Source organism: Sorangium sp. So ce131, from assembly GCF_051519095.1.
In the GTDB taxonomy this organism is placed as follows: domain Bacteria; phylum Myxococcota_A; class Polyangia; order Polyangiales; family Polyangiaceae; genus Sorangium.
In genome coordinates, this window is record NZ_CP150455.1 from 9,773,377 (window position 1) to 9,794,137 (window position 20,761).

Annotated in this window: 23 protein-coding genes; 22 read left to right on the forward strand and 1 reads right to left on the reverse strand. The window is 68.3% G+C overall.

Features of this window, described 5'->3' with window-relative positions:
• The first annotated feature begins 175 nt into the window (after positions 1-175).
• The 15 genes from WMF43_RS35410 (at position 176) to WMF43_RS35480 (ending at position 13,747) form a co-directional block, all read left to right on the forward strand.
• Positions 176-868, forward strand: coding sequence for a hypothetical protein (locus WMF43_RS35410; protein ID WP_437671509.1), 693 nt, complete (start codon positions 176-178; stop codon positions 866-868).
• Positions 865-2,430, forward strand: a complete 1,566-nt coding sequence (locus WMF43_RS35415; RefSeq protein ID WP_437671511.1) for a hypothetical protein — start codon at positions 865-867, stop codon at positions 2,428-2,430. The genes WMF43_RS35410 and WMF43_RS35415 overlap by 4 nt, the downstream gene beginning before the upstream one ends.
• Positions 2,427-3,821 carry a phage portal protein family protein gene (locus WMF43_RS35420; protein ID WP_437671513.1) on the forward strand — a complete coding sequence of 465 codons (1,395 nt, stop codon included), beginning with the start codon at positions 2,427-2,429 and terminating at the stop codon, positions 3,819-3,821. Before WMF43_RS35415 ends, WMF43_RS35420 begins: the two co-directional genes overlap by 4 nt.
• Complete coding sequence (locus WMF43_RS35425; RefSeq protein WP_437671515.1) at positions 3,811-4,929, forward strand: hypothetical protein; 1,119 nt, start codon at positions 3,811-3,813, stop codon at positions 4,927-4,929. Before WMF43_RS35420 ends, WMF43_RS35425 begins: the two co-directional genes overlap by 11 nt.
• Before the next feature lie 2 nt (positions 4,930-4,931).
• Complete coding sequence (locus WMF43_RS35430; protein ID WP_437671516.1) at positions 4,932-5,369, forward strand: hypothetical protein; 438 nt, start codon at positions 4,932-4,934, stop codon at positions 5,367-5,369.
• A 1-nt stretch (position 5,370) separates the two neighbouring features.
• A complete protein-coding gene (locus tag WMF43_RS35435) occupies positions 5,371-6,375 on the forward strand; it encodes a Mu-like prophage major head subunit gpT family protein (protein WP_437671518.1) in 1,005 nt (334 codons plus the stop codon).
• Positions 6,376-6,452: 77 nt separating this feature from the next.
• Positions 6,453-6,923, forward strand: coding sequence for a phage protein Gp36 family protein (locus WMF43_RS35440; RefSeq protein ID WP_437671519.1), 471 nt, complete (start codon positions 6,453-6,455; stop codon positions 6,921-6,923).
• The gene (locus WMF43_RS35445) at positions 6,913-7,320 is read left to right on the forward strand and encodes a hypothetical protein (protein WP_437671521.1); all 408 of its coding nucleotides are present in this window, start codon (positions 6,913-6,915) and stop codon (positions 7,318-7,320) included. Before WMF43_RS35440 ends, WMF43_RS35445 begins: the two co-directional genes overlap by 11 nt.
• The gene (locus tag WMF43_RS35450) at positions 7,317-7,853 is read left to right on the forward strand and encodes a hypothetical protein (protein ID WP_437671523.1); all 537 of its coding nucleotides are present in this window, start codon (positions 7,317-7,319) and stop codon (positions 7,851-7,853) included. Before WMF43_RS35445 ends, WMF43_RS35450 begins: the two co-directional genes overlap by 4 nt.
• A complete protein-coding gene (locus WMF43_RS35455) occupies positions 7,854-9,311 on the forward strand; it encodes a DUF2586 family protein (RefSeq protein WP_437671525.1) in 1,458 nt (485 codons plus the stop codon).
• A gap of 3 nt (positions 9,312-9,314) precedes the next feature.
• Positions 9,315-9,815 (forward strand): hypothetical protein, encoded by a 501-nt coding sequence (locus WMF43_RS35460; RefSeq protein ID WP_437671527.1) that lies wholly within the window; start codon positions 9,315-9,317, stop codon positions 9,813-9,815.
• A 2-nt stretch (positions 9,816-9,817) separates the two neighbouring features.
• Positions 9,818-10,318, forward strand: coding sequence for a hypothetical protein (locus WMF43_RS35465; RefSeq protein WP_437671529.1), 501 nt, complete (start codon positions 9,818-9,820; stop codon positions 10,316-10,318).
• A gap of 203 nt (positions 10,319-10,521) precedes the next feature.
• Entirely contained in the window at positions 10,522-12,510 is a 1,989-nt protein-coding gene (locus WMF43_RS35470) for a hypothetical protein (protein ID WP_437671531.1), read from the forward strand.
• Positions 12,507-13,070: a hypothetical protein gene (locus tag WMF43_RS35475; protein ID WP_437671532.1), complete on the forward strand. Its 564-nt coding sequence runs from the start codon at positions 12,507-12,509 to the stop codon at positions 13,068-13,070. Before WMF43_RS35470 ends, WMF43_RS35475 begins: the two co-directional genes overlap by 4 nt.
• Complete coding sequence (locus WMF43_RS35480; protein WP_437671534.1) at positions 13,067-13,747, forward strand: hypothetical protein; 681 nt, start codon at positions 13,067-13,069, stop codon at positions 13,745-13,747. Before WMF43_RS35475 ends, WMF43_RS35480 begins: the two co-directional genes overlap by 4 nt.
• A gap of 2 nt (positions 13,748-13,749) precedes the next feature.
• Here WMF43_RS35480 and WMF43_RS35485 read toward each other — a convergent pair whose 3' ends face one another.
• Entirely contained in the window at positions 13,750-14,040 is a 291-nt protein-coding gene (locus tag WMF43_RS35485; RefSeq protein WP_437671536.1) for a hypothetical protein, read from the reverse strand.
• Positions 14,041-14,344: 304 nt separating this feature from the next.
• On the opposite strand from WMF43_RS35485, the gene WMF43_RS35490 reads away from it, so the two are divergent.
• From WMF43_RS35490 to WMF43_RS35520, 7 genes are all read left to right on the forward strand, one after another.
• The gene (locus tag WMF43_RS35490) at positions 14,345-14,854 is read left to right on the forward strand and encodes a hypothetical protein (RefSeq protein ID WP_437671538.1); all 510 of its coding nucleotides are present in this window, start codon (positions 14,345-14,347) and stop codon (positions 14,852-14,854) included.
• Positions 14,851-15,306: a hypothetical protein gene (locus WMF43_RS35495; protein ID WP_437671540.1), complete on the forward strand. Its 456-nt coding sequence runs from the start codon at positions 14,851-14,853 to the stop codon at positions 15,304-15,306. The genes WMF43_RS35490 and WMF43_RS35495 overlap by 4 nt, the downstream gene beginning before the upstream one ends.
• Positions 15,303-16,472 (forward strand): baseplate J/gp47 family protein, encoded by a 1,170-nt coding sequence (locus WMF43_RS35500; protein ID WP_437671542.1) that lies wholly within the window; start codon positions 15,303-15,305, stop codon positions 16,470-16,472. The genes WMF43_RS35495 and WMF43_RS35500 overlap by 4 nt, the downstream gene beginning before the upstream one ends.
• Positions 16,473-17,415: 943 nt before the next feature.
• A complete protein-coding gene (locus WMF43_RS35505; protein WP_437671543.1) occupies positions 17,416-18,225 on the forward strand; it encodes a hypothetical protein in 810 nt (269 codons plus the stop codon).
• Between the two features lie 2 nt (positions 18,226-18,227).
• Positions 18,228-18,800 carry a hypothetical protein gene (locus WMF43_RS35510; protein ID WP_437671545.1) on the forward strand — a complete coding sequence of 191 codons (573 nt, stop codon included), beginning with the start codon at positions 18,228-18,230 and terminating at the stop codon, positions 18,798-18,800.
• Positions 18,801-18,802: 2 nt separating this feature from the next.
• Positions 18,803-19,225 (forward strand): hypothetical protein, encoded by a 423-nt coding sequence (locus WMF43_RS35515; protein WP_437671547.1) that lies wholly within the window; start codon positions 18,803-18,805, stop codon positions 19,223-19,225.
• 363 nt (positions 19,226-19,588) lie between these two features.
• Positions 19,589-20,515, forward strand: a complete 927-nt coding sequence (locus WMF43_RS35520; protein ID WP_437671548.1) for a restriction endonuclease — start codon at positions 19,589-19,591, stop codon at positions 20,513-20,515.
• The last annotated feature ends 246 nt before the right edge of the window (positions 20,516-20,761 follow it).

Sequence of the window (20,761 nt, forward strand, 5' to 3'; positions counted from 1 at the left end):
GAACAGTGCGGGAAATGTTGAAGTACCAAAGGCTGGCTCTTGCGATTAGGTGCTCTCCGGCGTCCCGAAAGTCTATTACACCTGTTATAACGAGGTGTGCTTTTCTTAGGATGTGGCCGATCCCTCGCAGAACAGCGCAAGCTGCGTCGTCTGCAAGCACAAGAAGCTTGCGGGCGTGGATGCCGCGCTCGCGGCTGGCGAGGACATCATCAAGATCGCGCAGCGGTTCGGCATCACGAAGGTCGCGCTGCGCCGTCACGACGCCCATCGCTCCAAGGAGGCTCCGTCATGCTCGGATAGCCCTGCCGCAACGGGTGCGCCCTCTTCGGGCCAGGAGAAGGCCTCCAACGTAGTCTACCTTCCCCGCCCGACCTCGGGGACGAGCACCTGCTCGATCTGTGCTCACGCCAAGCGGGCCGACATCGAAGTCTCGATCGCCGCAGGCGATACCTGGAAGACCATCGGGCGCCATCACCTCGTGGACGCCGCGGCGGTGCGCCTCCACGCCGAGGGCTGCCTCAAGGGGGCGCTCCGGCGCACGGGGGGCAGCGAGGACGACCTCAAGGCCGTCGCGAACGCGCGGGCCCGCTGCCTGTCGCTGGTCGAGAAGGTCGAGCTCCTGGTCCGCGAGGCCGTCGAGGACGAGGACGCGAGCTGGCGTGACCGGGCGTCGCTGATCGTGGCCGCGAAGGGGGCGCTGGAACTCCTGGGAAGGTTCACGGGGGAGATCAACTCGAACGCCGAGGTAACCATCGTCGACTCGCCGAAGTGGAAGCGCATCGAGGCCGCCATCTCGAAGGCGCTGGCGCCCTTCCCTGAGGCCGCGGCTGCCGTGGCGAAGGCCCTCGCCGACCTGGAGGCCGCATGACCGAGCCGATCGCCGATCGCGTGGCGAAGCGCGGGCGCCGCCCCCGGGTGAGCATGGCCGGGGCGCTCTCGGCCGCCATCCTCGCCGCCTCTGCCACAGAGGGGCGCATCCACTGGCCCTCGGCGCGGTACCGCGAGAACCCCGTCGCCTTCTTCCGGGAGGTGCTCGGCATCGAGCCCTGGAGCCGGCAGATCGAGGTCATCGAGGCCGTGCGCGACCACAAGCGCGTGTCGGTCCGCTCGGGCCACAAGGTCTCGAAGTCGAACACCGACGCGGGCATCGCGCTGTGGTTCTACGCCTCGTTCGAGGACGCACGCGTCGTGATGTCCTCGGTCACCGACCGGCAGGTGAACCAGATCCTCTGGTACGAGCTGCGCCGGATGTACGCGCGGTCGAAGCATCCGCTCGACGGCGAGATCCACGAGCTCGCGCGCTCCGGGCTCAAGTCCAAGGACTTCCGCGAGATTACTGGCTTCACGGCCAAGGAGGCGGAGGCCGTTGCCGGAGTGAGCGGCAAGAACCTGCTCTACATCCTCGACGAGGCGAGCGGCATCCCTGAGGTCATCTTCGAGGCCATCGAGGGGAACAGGGCCGGGGGGGCTCGCGTGCTGCTCACCGGGAACCCCACGCGCTGCGAGGGCGAGTTCTTCCGGTCTCACACGGACAAGAAGGAGTTCTACAAGACCGTCCACATCTCCAGCGAAGAGACACCCAACGTCATCGAGGGGCGGGAGGTCATCCCGGGGCTCGCGACGCGGGAGTGGATCGAGGAGAAGCGCCAGGAGTGGGGCGAGGACTCGGCCATCTACCAGGTGCGTGTCCGCGGCAACTTCGCCCGGCAGGACGCCTGCACGGTCATCCCGCTCTACCTGGTCGATGAGGCCGAGGAGCGCTGGTACGACGTGCCCGCCGAGGGCCGGCTGCACGTCGGGGTCGACGTCGCGCGCTTCGGCGACGACGACGCCGTGGCGATCCCGCGCCGGGGCTTCAAGGCGATCGAGGTCGCAGCGTGGAACGGCCTCAGCGAGGAGAAGCTCGCGTTCGAGGTGATGCAGGTCGTGCGGCGGCATCGGCATCCCCGCGAGCCGAAGGCGGCCGTGAAGGTCGACGCGTGCGGCGGCATCGGTATCCGCGTCGTCCACTTCCTCATGGCCTACTCCGAGGAGATCGAGGTCATCCCGGTCAACGTCGCGGAGAAGGCGCGCCTCCCGACCGAGTTTCCCCTGCTCCGCGATCAGCTCTGGTTCGCCCTGCGCGACTGGCTCAAGGCGGGTGGCGCGATCCCGGAGGACAGCAAGCTCGCGGCCGAGCTCACCGCGCCGAAGTTCGAGTTCGACATGCTCCAGCGCCGCAAGGTGGAGTCGAAGGACCACCTCCGTCGGCGCCTGAAGCGCTCGCCTGACCGGGCGGACGCGCTCGCGCTGTGCGTCTGGGAGCCGGCGATGTTCCAGCCGGACCACACCGACGACGACGCCGCCATCGACGACGGCGACGGGGAGGCCGCACGACTCGACCCGTACGGCGGTGCTCTCGACCCGTACGCGGGAGGCATCGGCACATGAGGGGCCGTATTCGTCGCGCCATGGCGGCCGCGGTCGCCGAGCTCGTGGCCCCCGCTCCGCCGCCCTCGTCGCCTATCGCGGGGGCGCGCCCTACCGCGCGCAGCATCGAGGCGCACCGTCGCCGTCGCAGGGGCAAGCGGATCGCCCCGCTGCCGGTCAACGTCACGCGCTGGTACCAGCGCGACGTCGAGGACGCGCAGCACCAGGCCAGCCAGGGCGACCTTGCGCGGGCCGGGCAGCTCTACCGCGCGCTGCGCCGCGACGGTGTGGTCCAGGGCCTCCTGGGGACGCGTACGGGCGGTCTCGTGCGGCTCCCGAAGCGCTTCGCCGGGGACCCCGAGGCGGTCGCGTTCTTCGAGGGGGCCGAGGGGCGCGAGGGCACCTTCAACGCCATCTTCCCCGCCTCCGAGCTGGCGATGCTCGACGCCGACGGGGTGGTGCTCGGGGTCGGGGTTGGCGAGTTCGTGGAGGTCGAGGGCTCGGCGTACCCCGTCTTCGTCCGCCTTGACCCTGAGTACCTCATCTACCGGGCCCACGAGGACCGCTGGTACTACCGGTCCCTCGAAGGCCTGCTCCCGATCACCCCGGGCGATGGCCGCTGGGTGCTCTACACGCCCGGCGGTCGTCAGGAGCCGTGGAACAACGGGCTGCTCTGGGCGCTCGCGCGCGCGTATATCTCGAAGGAGCACGCGTTCTTCCTGCGGGAAAACTGGAACTCCAAGCTTGCGAATCCCGCCAGGGTCGCCGTCGCGCCGCAGGGTGCGTCGCAGGAGCAGAAGGAGAGCTGGTTCCAGAAGGTGATGGCGTGGGGCGTCAATACCGTCTTCGGCTTGACGCCTGGGTACGACGCCAAGCTCCTGGAGAGCAACGGCCGCGGCTACGAGAGCTTCCGACAAACCATCGAGGACAGCAACCAGGAGTTCATGATCTCCGTCGCGGGTCAAATCGTGACCGTGACCGGCGGTGCGGGATTCGCGAATGCCAACATCCACGCGACGATCCGTGCGGACCTCATCCAGGGTGACGCAGAGGCACTCGCCACGACGCTGAATACGCAGGCGCTCCCGGTCGTGCTGCCCGAGGGGCGCTTCCCGCGCGGTGTGCGGGCGACCGTCGCCTGGGATACGCGACCCCCTGCGAACCTCAAGTCCGAGGCCGAGAGCCTCAGCGCCGCGGCCAAGGCGATGGACGACTGCGCCGCTGCGCTCCAGCGGCACGGCCTCCAGGTGGACGCGCGCTCCCTTGCCGCCCGCTTCGCCATTCCGGTTGCCGGCGACATGGACGGCGACGCGAAGCCCGACGTCAAGACGCCGCAGCTCGCGCGTGGTCCTGCGCGACCGCTTCCCCCTGCCTCGACTGAGCCGCAACAGGAGTTGCCCTATGCAGCCTGACATCGCGCGGCTTGTCGCCTACTGGACCGAGCGCCTGCGCATGCGGGACTGGGACATCCAGCTCAAGGTCGTCAACGACCTCAGGACGCCGGAGGGCTCCGAGGCCTACGGGCTGTGCGACCCGTTCCCCGACGACCAGCGCGCCCGAATCTACATCCGTGCGCCGCGCACGCCCGAGGACAAGGCGCGTGTGGCCGAGACCGTGGTCCACGAGCTGCTCCACGCGAAGCTCTCGCCGCTCGTGGGCGGAAACCGAGAGCCGGCGTCGATCGCGGCTGAAGAACAGTTCGTGTGGTCCCTGTCGCCGCTCCTCGCGGAGCTCGGCGGGACCGCGGACGGCGAAGTGTTGGTTCGGGCGATGGCCCGAGCCATGAGGCGCCCGCTGCGAGCGGGCCGGAGGTCACAGCGAATGGATCCGAACGATCTCGCGACCCTCGCGACCGAGGGAGGCGCGCTCAGTGCCCGGGAGGACGTCCCCGAGGACGTCAAGGGCTGGATCACCAAGGCGATCGCGGCGATGGCCGGCGGTTCCGCGACGCCCGAGAGCGAGGAGCCGCCGGCAATGCAGGACGAGGACAAGCCCATGCCCACCATGCAGGACGAGGAGAAGCCGCCCGTGTATCAGCGCGCGAACAACAGGGCCGCGCGAGCGCCGCAACCGGCGCAGCCGCAAGCCGACGATCTCGGCACGGTCATCCAGCAGGCGGTACGTGCTGCCGTGGCGCCCTTCGCGGGCGACCTCGACTCGGTGAAGCGCGACCAGCTCCTGGAGCGCGCGGGCAGCGTCCTGAGCGAGGACCAGCTCCGGTGGGCACGCAGTCAGCCGTTCGCCGTGGTCAAGGGCCTGCTCGACGCGACCGCGGGCGGGCAGCCGCCGGCGCAGCAGCAGCGGGCGGCGAGAGCGTCCACGCCGACGCGCGGCGGGCAGGGCGGCGGCCTCACCCCGGGCGCCCGTGACCCCGAGGTCGACCAGAAGATGGGCATCAACCGCGGTCCCGTGGGGCCGGAGCGCACCCCCGACGGCGGCATGCGGATCCACCCCACGACCCCGACGCAGCTGCGCGCCGCGCTCCGCGCTGGCTTCGACCGTCTCAACGGGAGGGGCTGATCATGGCTTCGGTCCGCAAGTTCCGCCCGCAGTCCGCGGGGCAGGTCGAGCGAGTCAGCCGCACGAGTGTCCAGCTCGCGGCGGACGTCGCCGTCCGCAAGGGTCGGCCGGCCGTCATCGACGGCGGCTATTACCGCGAGCCGGCCGCAGGGATCGAGACGCTCTCGAAGCTTCGCGGCCGGTGGACGCAGGACGTCAACAACACCGGGGGGGCCGCTGGAGCGAAGGTCGCAGAGGTCGACTTCTATCACGAGTTCCAGGTCATCTGGCTCAACAACGACACCGAGGGCTCGCCGGTGCAGAAGGCCGATCGCGGCACGCAGTGCTTCTGGGCTGGCCCGCTCACCGTGACCAGCGCGGCCGATGGCAACAGCGCCGCGGGCGAAATCTTCGACCTCACCGACGACGGCCGATTCGTCGCGGTGAAGCTGGAGGCGTGACATGTCGGTCCAGATCACTCCGAGCTTCATCCTGCAGTTCGAGGACAACCTCCAGTACCTCTTCGAGGATACCTGGGCCTCGGTCCTCCAAGAGCTCATCTGGGACCGCTTCATGCGGCAGATGCCGAGCAGCGGGCGCACCGAGTACTACTCGTGGATGCTGAACGCGGCGGGCATCCAGCCGCTCGGCAACGGGGGCCGGTTCCCCCTCGAAGACCTCTTCGAGGTGAGCCACAAGATCGAGAACGAGGAGTTCGGGACGGCGCTGGAGCTCGAACGCAACTCGATCGAGGACGTCGACGGCAAGGGCATCCAGCGCGGCGCGCAGTGGGCGCAGCAGATCGCGGGCGAGGAGGCCTACTTCCCGCAGGACGGCCTGTTCCGGCTCATCGAGGAAGGCGAGGATCACCCGGCCTACGACGGCGTGGACTTCTTCCACGTCGAGCACCCCGTGAACCCCGTGCTCGGTCCCGAGGCGGGCACGTACGCGAACCTCCTGACGAACGCGCCGCTCACCCCGAGCAACTTCGCGCGGGCGATCGCCTTCATCAAGACGATCAAGGGGCCGAACAATAAGCCGCGCAAGCTCATCCCGCGCTCGCTCGTCGTGAGCCCGTACCAGGAGCTCACGAGCAAGGAGATCCTCCTGGCCCAGACCCTCGGTCGCGACGGCGCAACGCAGTTCGGCGCGCAGGACAACGTGCTGCGCACCTACGGCTTCAACCCGCCGGTGTCCGCCCACGAGCTCACCGTCGACGGGCACTGGTACATCGGCTGCGAGGTCATCGGCTACGCGCTGCCCGCGTTCATCTATCAGGTGCGGCGGCCGTTCAAGCTCAACAGCTTCTCGCACCTCGACCAGGCGGAGCTCGACGTCATGAAGAAGTTCCGCTGGACCTTCGACGGCCGCAACCAGGTCGAGTACGGCCATCCCTTCTTGTTCTTCAAGTTCAAGCCGACCGGTCCTGGCCTGTCGCTGCAGGACTTCGAGACGATCGTGACCTGATCGCTGTCTTTCCTGCTCTTTGCTGTACCCCACCCCGACCGGCTCAGCCGGCGGGGCTTTGGGGTTAGAGGGGTCCGATGAGCTGCTACGTCACCATCGCTGACGTCCGCGATCTCGGCACGCTGCCCGAGGAGGACATCACCCAGCTCGAGGTCCAGTACCCGGGGATCACCCTGCGTGTCGCGACGAAGATCTCGGGGCAGTTCGATGCTCGGCTCATCAAGCGGTACGCCGCGCCTTTCCAGGAGCCGTACCCCGATTCGCTCGTCGACAACGTGGCGCGCGTCGTCGCCTATCGGCTGACGCTGAAGCGCGGGTTCAACCCGTCGTCGGAGCAGGACCAGCTCATCAAGGAGGAGAAGGACGAGGCACTCGCGTGGCTGAAAGAAGCCGCAGACAGCGAGAGGGGCCTCGTCGAGCTGCCCCGACGGCAGACAACGCCGGGCGGCGGTAGCGCGATCGACAAGGGCGGGCCGCTCGGCTACTCGGAGGGCAACCCGTACCTCTGGACCGACGCGCAAGCGAGGGAGCCGCGGTATGGCCAATAACGGCGACTTCGCCGCCCTGGAGCGGATGATCGCGAGCTGCCGCGAGCTGGCTCGTCTACCCGAGCTCGCCGCCCCGATCGCCGCGCGCAACGTCGACGCGGAGCTCCGCGCATCGGCGTCTGCCGGGCGAGCACCGAACGGCACGGCGTGGAAGCCGCGCAAGAGCGACGGTGGCAAGCCGCTCGCGAACGCAGCGGGCGCGATCGCGGTGAAGGCGATCGGCACGGTGGTGCTCATCGTCCTGACCGGGCATCACGTGTTTCACCACTTCGGCGCGGGCGGGAAGCCGAAGCGCCAGATCATCCCGCAGGGCTCGATACCTCCGAAGTTGGGCAACGCGATCCGACTCGGCTTCGTCGCGCCGTTCCGCGACATCGTGAAGGGGAAGAAGTCGTGAGCCTCACCGCGCTCTACCGCCACGTGCGGGATCACCTCCAGGCGGCCGGCGTCACGGCGAACGTCGTGTTCGGCAACCGCGAGCCCACGAAGCAGATCAACCAGGGGGCTGGCCGGGCAAACCGCGTGGTCTTCGCGCCGGGCGACGACGGCGGCGCCCTCGGCGGCTACGGTCCCCCGGCGAAGCCGGGCAGGAACCCGCGTCCGCTGTGGGACTGGCTGCTCGTCGCGCGCGTCTACGTGTGGACCTTCGACGCGAGCGCACCGCAGGACGAGGCCGTGCAGTGGGATGCCGTCGTCGAGCTGCACGATCGCGTTGTCGAGGCGATCCACAGCTTCACGGCCGGGTTCTACCGGCTCAGTGCACCGCGGCGCCTCGGTCCCATCGAGAAGCGCTTCGGCGAGGAGCTCGTGTTCCTGCTCGAATACGCGCAGCCCGTCTGTGCGCTTCCCCGCCCGAGGCGAGAGGCTCCCATCGCAGCGCAGGGTCAGACGTTCCTGCTGACGCCAACCGGCGAAGAACAGGGGTGTTGAATGTCGACTCCCAGCATTGAGATCGAGGTACTCGACAACCAGCTCGGCATCCGAGCGCCGGCCGATGCCGTGCTCGCGATCGTCGCCACGGCGGCGGGTGGCCCGTTCTACACGCCCACGCCCACCACGCGCACCAAGGACCTCGTGGACACGTTCGTCGAGGGGCCGCTCGTTGAGGCGGGCGCATACGCCATCGAGCGCTTCGGGCTGACCGTGCTCCCGGTCCGCACGGATGCGAGCGTGGCCGGCAGGTTCGGGCCGCTCGCGCAGAACCTCGGCGGAACCAGCGTCGCCACGATCGACAACACGACCGAGCCGACGGACGAGCTCGAAGTCGTCATCAAGTTCATCACGGGGGGCACCGTCGGGGCGGACGGGATCACCTACCAGTACTCGCTCGACGGGGGGCGCACCTTCTCGATCACGCGGGCGCTCGGCACGGCGAGCAACATCGTCCTGCCCGAGGCGGGCAATGCGCGGGTGACCTTCTCCGAGGGCACGATCGGTGCTCGCGGCCAGCTCTCCTTCCCGACCACGGCGCCCTGCTGGAACGCGGCCGAGCTCGCAGAGGCGGTCACCGCGCTCCGCCACACGCGCGCCCGCTGGACGGCGCTGGAGGTCTACGGCGACCTCGACTCGATGGCGCTCTCGGCGCTCGACGCGGGCCTTGAAGCCATGCACGCGGCGGGGCGCAACCGGCGCGCGGTGGCGCACGCCAGGAAGCCCGAGGCGGGGGAGACTCCGGCGGCCTACCTCGCTGCCCTCTCGGCTGCCTTCGGCGAGTCGGCCTCCCGGCGCGTGGCCGTGTGCGCCGGCTACGCGAAGATCGACTCGTCCGTGTCGCGGCGCCGCTACCGCCGGCCGCCGTCGCTCGCCGTCGCTCCGCTCGCGGCCTCAGTCTCCGAGGAGATCGACCTCGCCGAGCTCGCGTACGGGCCCCTTCCTGGCGTGTTCATCAGGGATGCGAACGGCAACCCGGACGAGCACGACGAGACGGTCTTCCCAGGCCTCGACGATGCGCGCTTCCTGACCCTGCGGTCCTGGGAGAACCGGGCCGGCGTCTGGGTGAACAACCCCCGGCTGTTCGCGCCGGTCGGCTCGGACTTTCTCTACCTCCAGTACGGGCGCGTCATTGACCTCGCCTGCGACATCGCGCGCACCGAGCTCGAGCCCATCCTCAGCCGCGGTGTGGAGGTGCGCCGGGACGGCAGCGGCCGAATCGATCCCGAGGTCGCCACCTCGATCGAAGGACAGCTCAACGCGCGGCTCGGCGACGCCATTGTGGCCAAGCGCAAAGGAACCGCGGTCGCGTTCACGCTCTCCCGCGACGATGACGTGCTCCGCACCGGCGCGATCGGTTGGCAGGTTCGGGTGCTCCCGCTCGCGTACATCAAGAAGATGCGGGGGACCGTGGCTCTCGTCGCGTCTGCGAGCGCGACGGCAAACGTCAGGGGATGAGACATGGCCATCGGCAAAGACGTTTTCCGACGCAATGGCTACGAGGTCGGATGGTTCTCCGCCCTCGCGAAGGTCGACAACGAGGAGTTCTACGGCTTCTCGGGTATCGACTACGAGGAAAAGCTCGAACGGGCGTTCGCGTGGGGCATGGACCGAGCCGGCGTCCCGCGCGGGGTCACGCGAGGCAAGTACAGCGTCGAGGGGAGCTCGATCAAGGTCTACAAGGCCAGCGCGCTGGCGCTCATCGAGGCGCTCGCCCGCAAGAGCCCCGATGGCAAGAGCTACGGCTCGGTGCCCTTCCACTTCATCTTGCAGTACGTGGAGGAGGACATCTCCATCACGGAGGAGCTCTTCGGCTGCCGTATCAGCGGGCGAAAGGCGAGCCTGTCGAACGGCTCTGACCCGCTCGTGGACGAGCTCCCGCTCACGATCATGTACGCGAAGCTTTCGACGCCCAATATCCAGGGCATGACGCTCTTCGACAACAGGCAAGGGAGGTACTGAGCATGAGCGATGGTGCTGAGATTCAGACCGGTCAAGGCGAGCAGCTCGCGAAGGATCCCGAGATCGCCGCGCTGGAGAAGGAGCTGGAGGCCGAGCGCGAAGCTCTCGCCGCCGCGGAAGCGAAACGTGAGCGAGACCGGCGGGCTGCCGTGCTCAAGGAGCAGATCGAGGAGACCCGCCGCCAGCGCAGGGACGAGGAAGCACTCGCGGAAGCCGAAGCGAAGTACGGCCCTCTCGGCAAGAAGATCGAGGCCTTCAAGACGATCGACACGATGGTCATTGTGAAGGCGGCCGACGGCATCAAGGCGCGCAAGTGGATGGACCAGCACGGCGAGAAGCCGACGGTGCAGGCCTGTCGGGAGCTCGCCCGTGCCTGCGTCGTCCACCCGCCCCTCGACGAGTACGACGCGATCGTGGCCGAGCGGCCCGTCGTGGTCATCTCCACGGCGAACGCCGTGCTGAAGCTCGCCGGCCTCGGAGGGAAGGAGCTCGGGGGAAAATAGCGTCCCTCGCGGAGCGCGCGAGGGGTGACGATGGGCTGTCGGCAGAGCTCCTGAGATCGTTGTTCCAGGAGCGTGGCAGGAACGAGGCGGAGTTCGTGCGCGGCGCGGCGGGTGCGGTGGTGTTGCTCCGAGAGCTCCGCCGCATCGAGGCAGAGTTGAAGGCGACGCGCGAGACGGTCGCGCGGGCATTGGGCGGGTGAGACATGGCGGATCAAGAAGCCAGGTTTGCGGTCGATCTCAGTGTCACGGGCGCCGACAAGGCGAAGGACCTCGGGCAGGCGCTCGCCAACCTGCGCGACAAGATCAAGGCGGACCAGGCTGCGATCAACGAGCTGCAGTCCGCCATGCGCCGCTTGCAGGGGGGCAGCGCCGTCAACGTCGCCGTCATGCGGCAGCTCCGCGACCAGCTCGCCGCGAAGCGCGCCTCCCTCGCCGCCGCGCAGGAGTCGTACGTGAAGCTCGGGGGCACGTTCGGCGAGCTCCGCAACGCCGCGCGAGCTACCGGAGCGGGGCTCGATAACCTGCTCGGGGTCGCGCAGGGGGCCGGGGGCCCAGTCGCCGGTCTTGCGGGCCGGGTCTCGCAGCTCCGAGGCCTCCTCGGCAAGGCGGGAGCTGCGGGCGCTGCCGTGGTCCTCGCCGCTGCACTGGTCGCGCTCGTCGCAGGCTCCGTCATCGCCACAGCCGCCCTCGCCGCCTTCGCGCTCCAGGCGGCCGGCGCAGCCAGGGAGGCGCGGCTCCTGTTCGATGCCGTGAGCGCAGGGGCGGGCGCAGACCAGCGGCTCAGCGTCCAGGTGGAGCTCCTCGCCGCCCGTGTGGCGCTCGCCCGCGGGCAGCTCAACGACATGGCGCTCGCGCTCGGCCGGACCAGGCTCCAGGGGCGCTCGCTCGAAGCCGCCTTCTCTGCCGTCGCGACCGCGACGGCCATTATGGGGCAGGCGGCGGGAGGTGTCCTCCAGGGCATCGCCACGGAGGCCGCGCGTACCAAGGTGCTGGTCCTCAACGCCTTCTCGCTCGACGGGACAGGCCTCAAGCTCGCCGATGTCGGGCAGGCGCTCGCCAAGCGAATGCGCGTCAGCTTCCAGACGGCGATGGCCGCGCTCCAGAACGGCCGCGTGCGCGTCGAGGATGGGCTCAAAGCGCTCGATGACGCTGTGCAGGCCAAGTTCGGCAAGCTCGCGAAGGCGCAGCTCCTCGGCTTCGGTGTCCAGATGCAGCGCGCGAAGGAGAGTGTCGGGGCGCTGTTCAAGGACGTGAAGATCGAGGGCTTCCTGCGCGGGCTGCGGGGCGTGCTCCGGCTGCTCGACCAGAACACCGTGACGGGCCGGCACCTGAAGCTGCTCGCCGAGACGATGCTGAACCCGCTCTTCGAGGCCGTCGAGAAGGCAAGCCCGTACGTGCAGGGGTTCTTCAAGGGACTCGTGATTGCGGCGCTCGTCGTCGTGTTGACCTTCGTACGCATCAAGCGCGCACTCGGAGAGGCATTCGGCAGCGACTCGAAGTCCAAGATCGATGGGGTCAAGGTGGGCGTGTACGCGGGGATCGCGGCGGTCGCGCTCCTGATCGGCTCGCTGGGCGCGCTCGCCGTGTTGGTCGCCATCCTGGCCACGCCGCTGGTGGCCCCCTTCATCGCCCTCGCCGCTGCGGTCCTGATGCTGTCCTTGCCCTTCGTCGTGGCCGGCGCTGCGGTCTACGGCCTGTACCACGCCGTCATGGCGGCCTACCGCGCCATCGCCGCGGTCGACTTCGGGGAGCTCGGGACGCGTCTCGTCGACGGCCTCGTGGCCGGGCTCCGCTCCGGGATCTCGCGCGTCGTCGCTGCGGTCAAGGAGCTCGGCGCCAGCGCCACGGCGGCCCTGTCGAGCGTCTGGAAGATCGCCTCGCCGTCAAAGGTCGGATTCGAGAAGGGCGCGTTCTACGGCGAGGGCGTGGAGCTCGGCGTCGAGAGCCGCACGGCCGGCGTCGATGTCGCCTCGAAGGGGCTCGCCGAGGCCGCAACAGGTGCGAAGGGCTCGAGCCCGGGACGCGGAGCAGCCACGGCGCAGCGGGGCGGCGGCAACACCTACCACGTCGTGATCCAGGGCGTGAAGGATGCGGACGAGCTGACTGGCCGCACGTTCCTGGCGCGCCTCGTGGCGGAGCTCGAAGGCGCGGCTGTGTCCGGAGGCATCCCGCTCGATCCGGAGCCGGCATGATCAACCCGCTCCGCGAGCCCGATCCGTGGAACGTCGTCGTGCTGGCGTCACGGCGCACGCCCGGCCTCGCCGAGGTGGTCGGCGCCGGCTCGCCGCGAGACTGGGACGAGCGCAAGGGCTACGGCATCAGCGGCGCGTTCCTCGTCTACACCGGCGATGGGCTCACGAAGTTCTCGATCAATGTCTACCTCTGGGAGGACGAGCACTTCGAGGAGTGGGAGAGCTTCAAGCTCATCGTTGACAAGCCGCCGCGCGGTGTCCGGCCGAAGGCGCTCGATATCTACCATCCGGCACTGGATGACCTGGGTATTCGCTCGGTGGTCGTCGAGGACCGGTCCCAGCTCCAGCCGCACGACGAAACCGGGATGTGGTTCTCGGAGATCAAGTTCAAGCAGTTCCGAGCTCCTGTGCCGATGCTGTCGAAGCCCGAGGGCAGCACGGCGAAGCTCAACGAGCCCACGGCCGAGGACAACTACGACCGCGTGCAGCAGGCGCTCATGAAGCAGATCCAGAACCCGACCGATGACTTCTCCATCATCGACGCCTTGGGTGGACTATGACGCTCTTCGCTACCATCAACGGTCATCGCGTGCTCACGGCGCGCGTTCACGTGCCCTTCGCCGGTCTTTGGTACGCGGATGTGGAGCTGGACGATGCCGAGCAGCTCAGCGGCGCCGCCGTGGTGAAGCTCGGTTCCTTGGAGCTCCGCGGCACCGTGCTCGCTCCGTTCTCGGGCACGTTCCAGCTCAGCACGCGCGTGCGCGTCGTCGCTGGCGCGGGGGGCTGGTCACGTCGCTGCAAGGCGCGCCACTTCCACAACGACGCGGGGGTGACGCTCAGGTCCGTGCTCACCGCCACGGCGGCCGACGTGGGCGAGACCTTCGACCTCGCGGGCATCGACGGACGGCTCGCGGTCGACTTCGTGCGCGAGGCCGGCCCAGCGTCGCGTGTGCTCCGGCACCTCCTCGGCGCGACGCCGTGGTGGGTCGGCTACGACGGCACGACCCGGGCCGGGCTGCGCCCCCAGGTGGAGGCGAGCGGCAAGGATTACGAGCTGCTGAACTTCGACCCGCGCGCGAAGGTGGCGGAGCTCGCCGTCGACGACCCGGCCGCCGTGGAGATCGGCTCCGTGCTGCGGGCAAGGCTCGACTGCCCAGTGGTCGTTCAGCAGCTCGATGTGGAGATGAGCAAGGGGGCGCTGCGCGTCAGCGCGTGGGGACAGGAGCTCGCGGCGTGATGCTACCGAAGCTCGATACTGATGGGGCGAGTGAGCTCGGACAGCGCTCGAAGCCGGCACTGGATGGCGTGCAGTGCGCCGGCTGTGGAGCGGTCTTCGCGCGTAGTCAGCAGCTCATAGATCAGTTCGAGGTCACCGACGGCAGTCTCGATGGCATCCCCCACGGCGACCCTGTCAGCGCCACTTCCGAGTGCGAGCGAAATGATGCTCGCCATCTTGGACTCTGTGATGCGGATCTGCGCGCTGCGTTCTGTGCCGGAAGTCCTTCTCTTCGCTCTGGCATTTCTTGCCATAGCACACACCTTTCTGTAGGTGCTGCAAGAGGGGGAGCGCGACGCGTCGGCACCCACGCCGCGCTCCCCCTACCTGCAACGCCACGAAATCACACAGGTATCAATGGTGTCAATCAGTCGTCGAATAGGTCCTATGCGCCGGGTCGTGCTGCGGCACGGGTGACGGGCCGACGCGCTTTTCTGCCTCCTATTTATAAATTCCGGGCAGAGCGGCGATCCCGGCCTGCGAATCGACAAGGTCGCCTGACGGACCGCCGTTTTGTCGTACTTTATCCGACGTTTCCACACGTGAAGGAGGTGGTCCTTGGGTGACGACCGGCTCTTACGCGTGCTGCGGGCAATCGTTCGGGAAACGCTCCCCCGCTACGATTTCCTCGGGAAGTACCGCTACCGCGTGCTCGCCATGGCTGGAGATCGGGTGGACCTCCAGGCCGTGCGGAAGAGCGCAGGGCTACCGGACATCCTCCCGGTGCCGATCGCCGCGGGCATGGCCGGCCTGTCCGCCGAGCTCACGCCGGGCGCGATCGTGCTGGTCGAGTTCATCGAAGGCGACCCGCAGCTTCCCATCGTCACGGCGTTCTCGCGGGACGGCGGAAGCACCTTCCTGCCCGTCTCCCTGGTCCTTGACGCGACGGAGGCGGTGCGGATCGGCGCAGGGGCGGGAGCCGTCGACCTCGGAGCAGCCACGGCGATCGTGGTCAGGGACGGCGACCTGGTGAACATCGCCGGGGTCCAGCCGGGCCCAGGGGTCGTTGCGGTGCGGCTGAGCCTCGTCCCGCCTCCCGCGCAGGTGCGCTCGAAGGTGCGCGCATGAGCCTGCTTGAAGACGTCCTCGCCCGCGTGACCGCGGACCCCGAAGCGACGGCCACCGTGCCGGACCCGCACGGGTTCGGGGTCGACTTCGACTGCGCCGACGACCTCACCGAGCTCCTGGAGCTGGCCTCCGGGCCGCGGGCGCTCGCGCAGCCCGTCTACCGCCGGCTCACGACGCCTCGTGGTGCCCTCCTCGACGCGCCGGACTACGGCTACGACCTCCGGGAGCTGCTCTCCCGGGGCATGACCTCCGCGGAACTCGCCGCTGTCCCGGGGATCATCCGCTCCGAGGTCACCAAGGACGAGCGCATCTTCGACGTCACGACGCGCGTCTCGAAGCCTTCCCCCGACACGCTGGAGCTGTCGATCCACTGCACCACAGCCGAGGGGCCGTTCACGCTGGTACTCAGCGTCACTGCGGCGACGGTCACCCTCTTGGAGGTTCGGCCGTGATCCTGCTGCTGCCCATCGACCAGTTGATGACGCCGCTTTCGCGAAAGCAGGTGCGGGAGTCGATCCACCGCCTGCTCGCCGCGATGAAGCTCCCGGTCACCTCATGGCAGGACGGCGGCGCCGCCAAGGCGATCATCTCCGTCGTCGCGGCCATCTTCGCCGGCTTCACCGAGGTCATCGCCCTCGCCATCCGCGCCAACTTCCTCGACACGGCGGAGGGCATCTGGCTGACCCTCCTTGCCTACTACGTCTACGGGGTCACGCGGATTGAGGCAACGTTCGCCTCGGGCGAGGTGCAGCTCGTCAACGCGGGCGGTGGAATCTTCGAGTTCGAGCCCGGCGAGTTCGTCTGCAAGCACTCGGTCACCGGCAAGCAGTACACGAATGTTGCGTTCTTCAGGCTCGAGGCCGGGCAGACGCTCACCGTCGCGGTCCGTGCGCTGGAGGCCGGCTCTCGCAGCTCGGCCATGCCGGGCCAGATCACGGTGCTCGTCACGACCATGCGCGGCGTCACCTGCACGAACCCCGCGCCGGTCGTCGGGCGTGACGGGGAGACGGATCCCGAGCTCCGCGAGCGCTGCCGTGACTCGCTCGGAGCGCTCAGCCCCAACGGCCCCGAGGCGGCCTACGTCTACTGGGCGAAGAGCGCGCGAAAGTCCGACGGCTCGCCTGTGAACGTCAACCGCGTCTGGGTCAGCAAGCGGAGCTCCGTCGGGCATGTGACGGTCTACGTTGCGAGCCCGAACGGCGCGGTGCCTGGCACGATCGGCGACGATTCAACCGACCTCGGCGCGGTCGACAAGGCGATCCGCACCAAGGTGGTTCCTGTCGGGGTGACGTGCACCGTCGCGAGCGCCGTTCCGCGTCCGCTTCCCGTTGCGTGCGAGGTGTGGATCTCCACGGAAGCTAATCTGAGCAATACTCAGGTGGTTGCGGCAGTCGACACTCGCATAAGCGACTACTTGAAGGTTGTTCCGATCGGCGGTCACGTTCTGGGACCGCGCTCACCTGGTCGAGTCTTCAGGAACGCCATCATAGGGCAGGTCGAGGACGTATCGCCGTTCATCATCAAAGCCGACGTATCGGTCCCCTCTGCCGACGAGACGCTGACGGAGAGCGAGGTTCCGGTCGCGTCTATCAACGACATCGGGGTACGCCAAGTATGATCACCCCTCTACAGGCAGGTACCCTCCAAGTATGTCGGGCCGATAACATGGCAAAACGATCCTGGCACGCAGTATCCGGTACCGCTGAGGAAGTCGCAGCCCTCGAACGTCGTTGGGGACGTCATCCAACGAACGATGTAGGATCTACTTTCCCCGTCGCAGTCGACGAATATTCCCTCGGTCGTCTCGCACCGAACCGGGATGTACTCGACACAGGCGCGGTCCTGACACAGGCCCGTCGAGCACGCGGTGCCCGTGGCGACCGGCTCGTGCGTCGGGCCGGTAACTGCGCACGCGTCGGCGGTGCACTCGTTGCTGTCGTCCTCGATGTCGTCGAGAGCAGGCACCTCGTGCTCGCGTCCGGCTCCGTCGCACCGCCGCTCGCGGCAGTCACCCGCGGTCTGCTCGGCGAGGGGTCCCGCCGGGGCGAGCTCCCGGCCGCACACGCCAGCCTCGCAGGTACGCCAGGAGCACGGACCATCGAGCCCGGGGCAGTCCGCGAGCGTCGTGCATTCCGGTTCGGCGCCCCCGCTTCCACCAGATCCGCCCTGCCCCCCGGTCCCGCCGCCCTCTCCTGGCCCTCCGCCGCCCGAGGACGCGCTCGCCGAGGTGGTGGAGCTACCTCCCCCGCCTCCCTGCCCGCCGCAGCCCTCGCAGGGCCCGTACGCGCTCCCGTCGGACAGGCAGACCTTGGTGCTCTCCAGCGCGATGTCAGGGCACGCGCAGCCGATCCGGCTTCCGGGTTCGCAGGCCTGCGGTGCGCCCGTCGAGGAGCTCGACCCGACGTAGCCAGGCGGCGGGGTCCAGAACAGGTCCTCCACGTCGAGGCGCCCGCATCCCGGAAGCACCACGGCAGCTACGACGACGCCCAGCACCGCCCTGCGCATGGCGCCGCAGCCTACGCAGCCGCGATCGGGCGTCAACGCCAGGAGGAGGCGGCACCGTGCCGAAACTGAGCTTCCGCGAGACGTTGCGCCGGTACGTGCCTCCGTGGCTGTCGGACCGGCCCGGTAGAACCGTCGGGTTCCGCTACCTCTACGCCATGGCCTCCGTCCTCGACGCGGGCGCGGAGGTGCTCGTGCAAGGGCTTCAGGCGCGGATGCCCGGCCTTGGTACGCCGACCGCGCTGCCGTACATCGGGCGCGACCGGCGAATCATCCGCGGGCCAGCGGAGAGCGACGCCGCGTACGGCGCGCGCCTCATCCGGTGGCTCGACTACTGGCGCGCAGCCGGCAATGCCTACGTGCTCGCGCTGGCCATCCAGAGCTTCCTCTACCCGGGGCATCCCAGGGTCCGGATCGTGACCCGCTCCGGCGTCTGGTACACGCTCGACCCCTCCGGCGACCTCACGTGGCATCGAGCCGAGCCGAACAACTGGGACTGGGACTCGCTCTCCCATCCGGAGCGCCAGGGCAACTGGTCCGACTTCTGGGTGATCGCCTATCCGCCGCACTACGAGCCCGACGGGAACTGGGGTGACGGCACCTCGATGTGGGGCCCCGGGCAGGCATTCGGCTTGCAGACGCCGGTCAGCAACATCGAGTCGCTCACGGCCATCGTCCAGCAGTGGAAAGGCGCGCACGCGAACTGCGTGATGCTCATCCTCGCGTACGACTCCGCGAGCTTCGAGCCGTCTTCCCCGCCCGGTGCTCCTGGCATGCCCGACGGGTGGTGGGGCCGCTGGTCGAAGGAGGACGCGACCGGCAAGCGCATCAAGGCGCGGCGTGACGACGCCCACTACGTGGAGGTCTGACGATGGCCGAGTACAGCGGCGAGGACCGCTTCCCCAGGTCGTTCGAGACGCTGAACGATGGCACCGTGCGCGACGCCGCGAGCGTCAACGTCGGGCTCGAAGCGCTCGCCGACCGCACGCTCTACCTCTTCAACCGCCGGGTAGAGGCCGTGCACCTCACCTCGTGGGGCAGTGAGGAGAACGGAGTCGGCCTGGCCCCGACCATGGCGTACGCCGACTGGTTGGACGCGGGCTCCTTCGTTTTCCGCGTGGACGTGCCGAACGTGGAGCCGCTCGACGTGCTGCTCCTGGACTGCTCCTTCACGTTGGAGTTCCTGGCCAGCGGCGCCGATGACCAGGCGCGCGTCCGGCTCGTCGCCGTGGCGCCGAACGGGGCGATCGTGGTCCCCGCGGGCGCCCACGTCGCGTCGGAGCTCCGCAACTCCCGGGCGCCGGCCGCGATCTCGGGCTTCCTCGTGGCGGCACAGGCCGGCACCTACCGGATCAAGCTCCAGGGCAAGACCCGGAACGGCGACCCCGGGCAGCTCGGCATCTACGACGGCTTCGTCCTTCGCGTCCTTCACCTGAAGAGGTAACCATGTCGAGGGTCCTGAACTGGATCGACACGCTGTTCTTCGGCGTCCGCCGCATCTTCGCCGCGGGCGTCGAGCTACCGGAGCGCCCCGCGCTCAACTTCGTCGGAGCCATGGTCACCGACAACCCGGCCGAGAACCGGACCGACGTCTTCATCCCCGGGGCATGGCTCGTCAGCCCCGTGGTTACAAACACCTACACGGCCCGGCCGGGCGAGCTCGTGCGGGTCAACGCGCAGGACCCGGTGACGATCCGCCTCCCGCCGGCCGCGGGCAACGTCGGCGCCGAGGTCGTGGTCAAGGAGGTCGCCGGGCAGGAGGAGGCGATCGAGATCTACGCGAGCACGGGGCAGCAGATCGCGCGGGACGGGTACCCGTACGTCACCTTCCGGCTGGTCAGCGACGGCGCGACGTGGGTCGTGCTCTGACGGGCGGCGCGGTCGGGCAGGAAGAGGAACCCGAGTCCGACGGGGAGGAGGAGCAGCCGGCCAAGCCTCCCTCGACACCGCCCAGACAGCCGGCGGCCCCCTTGCGCCCGGTGAGGCGGCGCTGGCCGGAGCCACGGCCCGGCGATGTGGTCATCGTCGGCCGGCGAGGCGCCGGAGGGCCCAGGGGTGGCTCGCTCCGGTGAGCGGTCGCGATGATCCAACGGTTTGTGGCACTGCCATGGCTGCGCTGGCCGCGTCGGAGGACGCCGGTGTGTAGACACCTCCTTACCCACTTGCTAAGTTTGGCTGCAGGGAGCCTCGTTGCTCGCTCCAGGGAACCGGGTCACCGAGCGTACCGTCACCATGGAAGACATCTACATTTATGGCCGGAAGCTGGTCGAAGGCAGAAGCCTCACTCTTGCCGAATGGCTGTCGAAGCTCGACGATCCCACGATTTACCTGGATCCCAACTATGCATTTCCAACAAACGAAATGCGCGACGAGTACTTGGACACGATCAGAGGCCGAAGCGCTCACGAGGTCATCGACCTTATACGACGTTTTCTCATTCCCACGTGCACCCCACCAATCGACGCAATAACGCCCAGGGCAGTCAGTGAGATACGCACAGAGCAACAGCGCCGCGTCGTTCGCGGTGGGCCTGCCTGGGAGGGACTCACATGGATAATAGACCTAATCCAGGATAGCCCACAGAAGGCGATCTACGTGCTGGAAGCCTATGCGGACACCCATATCCAGGCACTCGATCGCGGATGGTGGCTACAGAGACTTTACGACGCAATCGGACTAATTCGCGCAAAGTGGATCGAAGAAGAGCACCCTGCCGAACTGCTTGTCAGTCTCGGTGGCCACAAATTTGAGCGCCTTGTTGCTAGCCTGTTTTCTGAGATGGGCCACACAACTTCGCTCACACAGGCAAGCCATGATGGAGGAATCGACATTCGCGCAACGTTCACAGCAAATGGACAACGGTATGACGCAGCAATCCAATGCAAGTGCACACAAAACAATGTCGGCGTCAGTGTCGTCCGCGAGCTTCACGCGGCAGTCGAGGACGCGAAGGTCTCCAAAGGCATAATAGTATGCACACAATCATTTTCTCCCGCCGCGCGAAAGTGGGCCAAAAAGAACCCAAGACTTGAGCTCATCGACGGCCCGAGTCTCATACGGCTTCTGAATTCGCACTTGGGGCCTCGATGGCCTCGACTAATCGATTATTACACGAGCTTGACCAGGGTGATGCCGGGCCTACCGAACACCAGCACTTGAGCCTCCGTGAGCCGACTCAAGCAGGCACGAGAACAGAATCAGCGCTGAGGTCCGGGTGGGAGGCTTAATCCCCTCGGAGGCCCGCTCCCAGTGTGTTCAGGAACCGCTCGTGGCTGGGAGTTCTCTAGCGTCGCCGACGACGGCAGCGTGGCGGAGCGAGGGGTCCAGCTCGGCGAGGCCGGTGCTCGCGAGGACGCGCTCCCGCGCTGTCGCGGGCCGGAGATCTCCAGCCCGTGCACCCATACA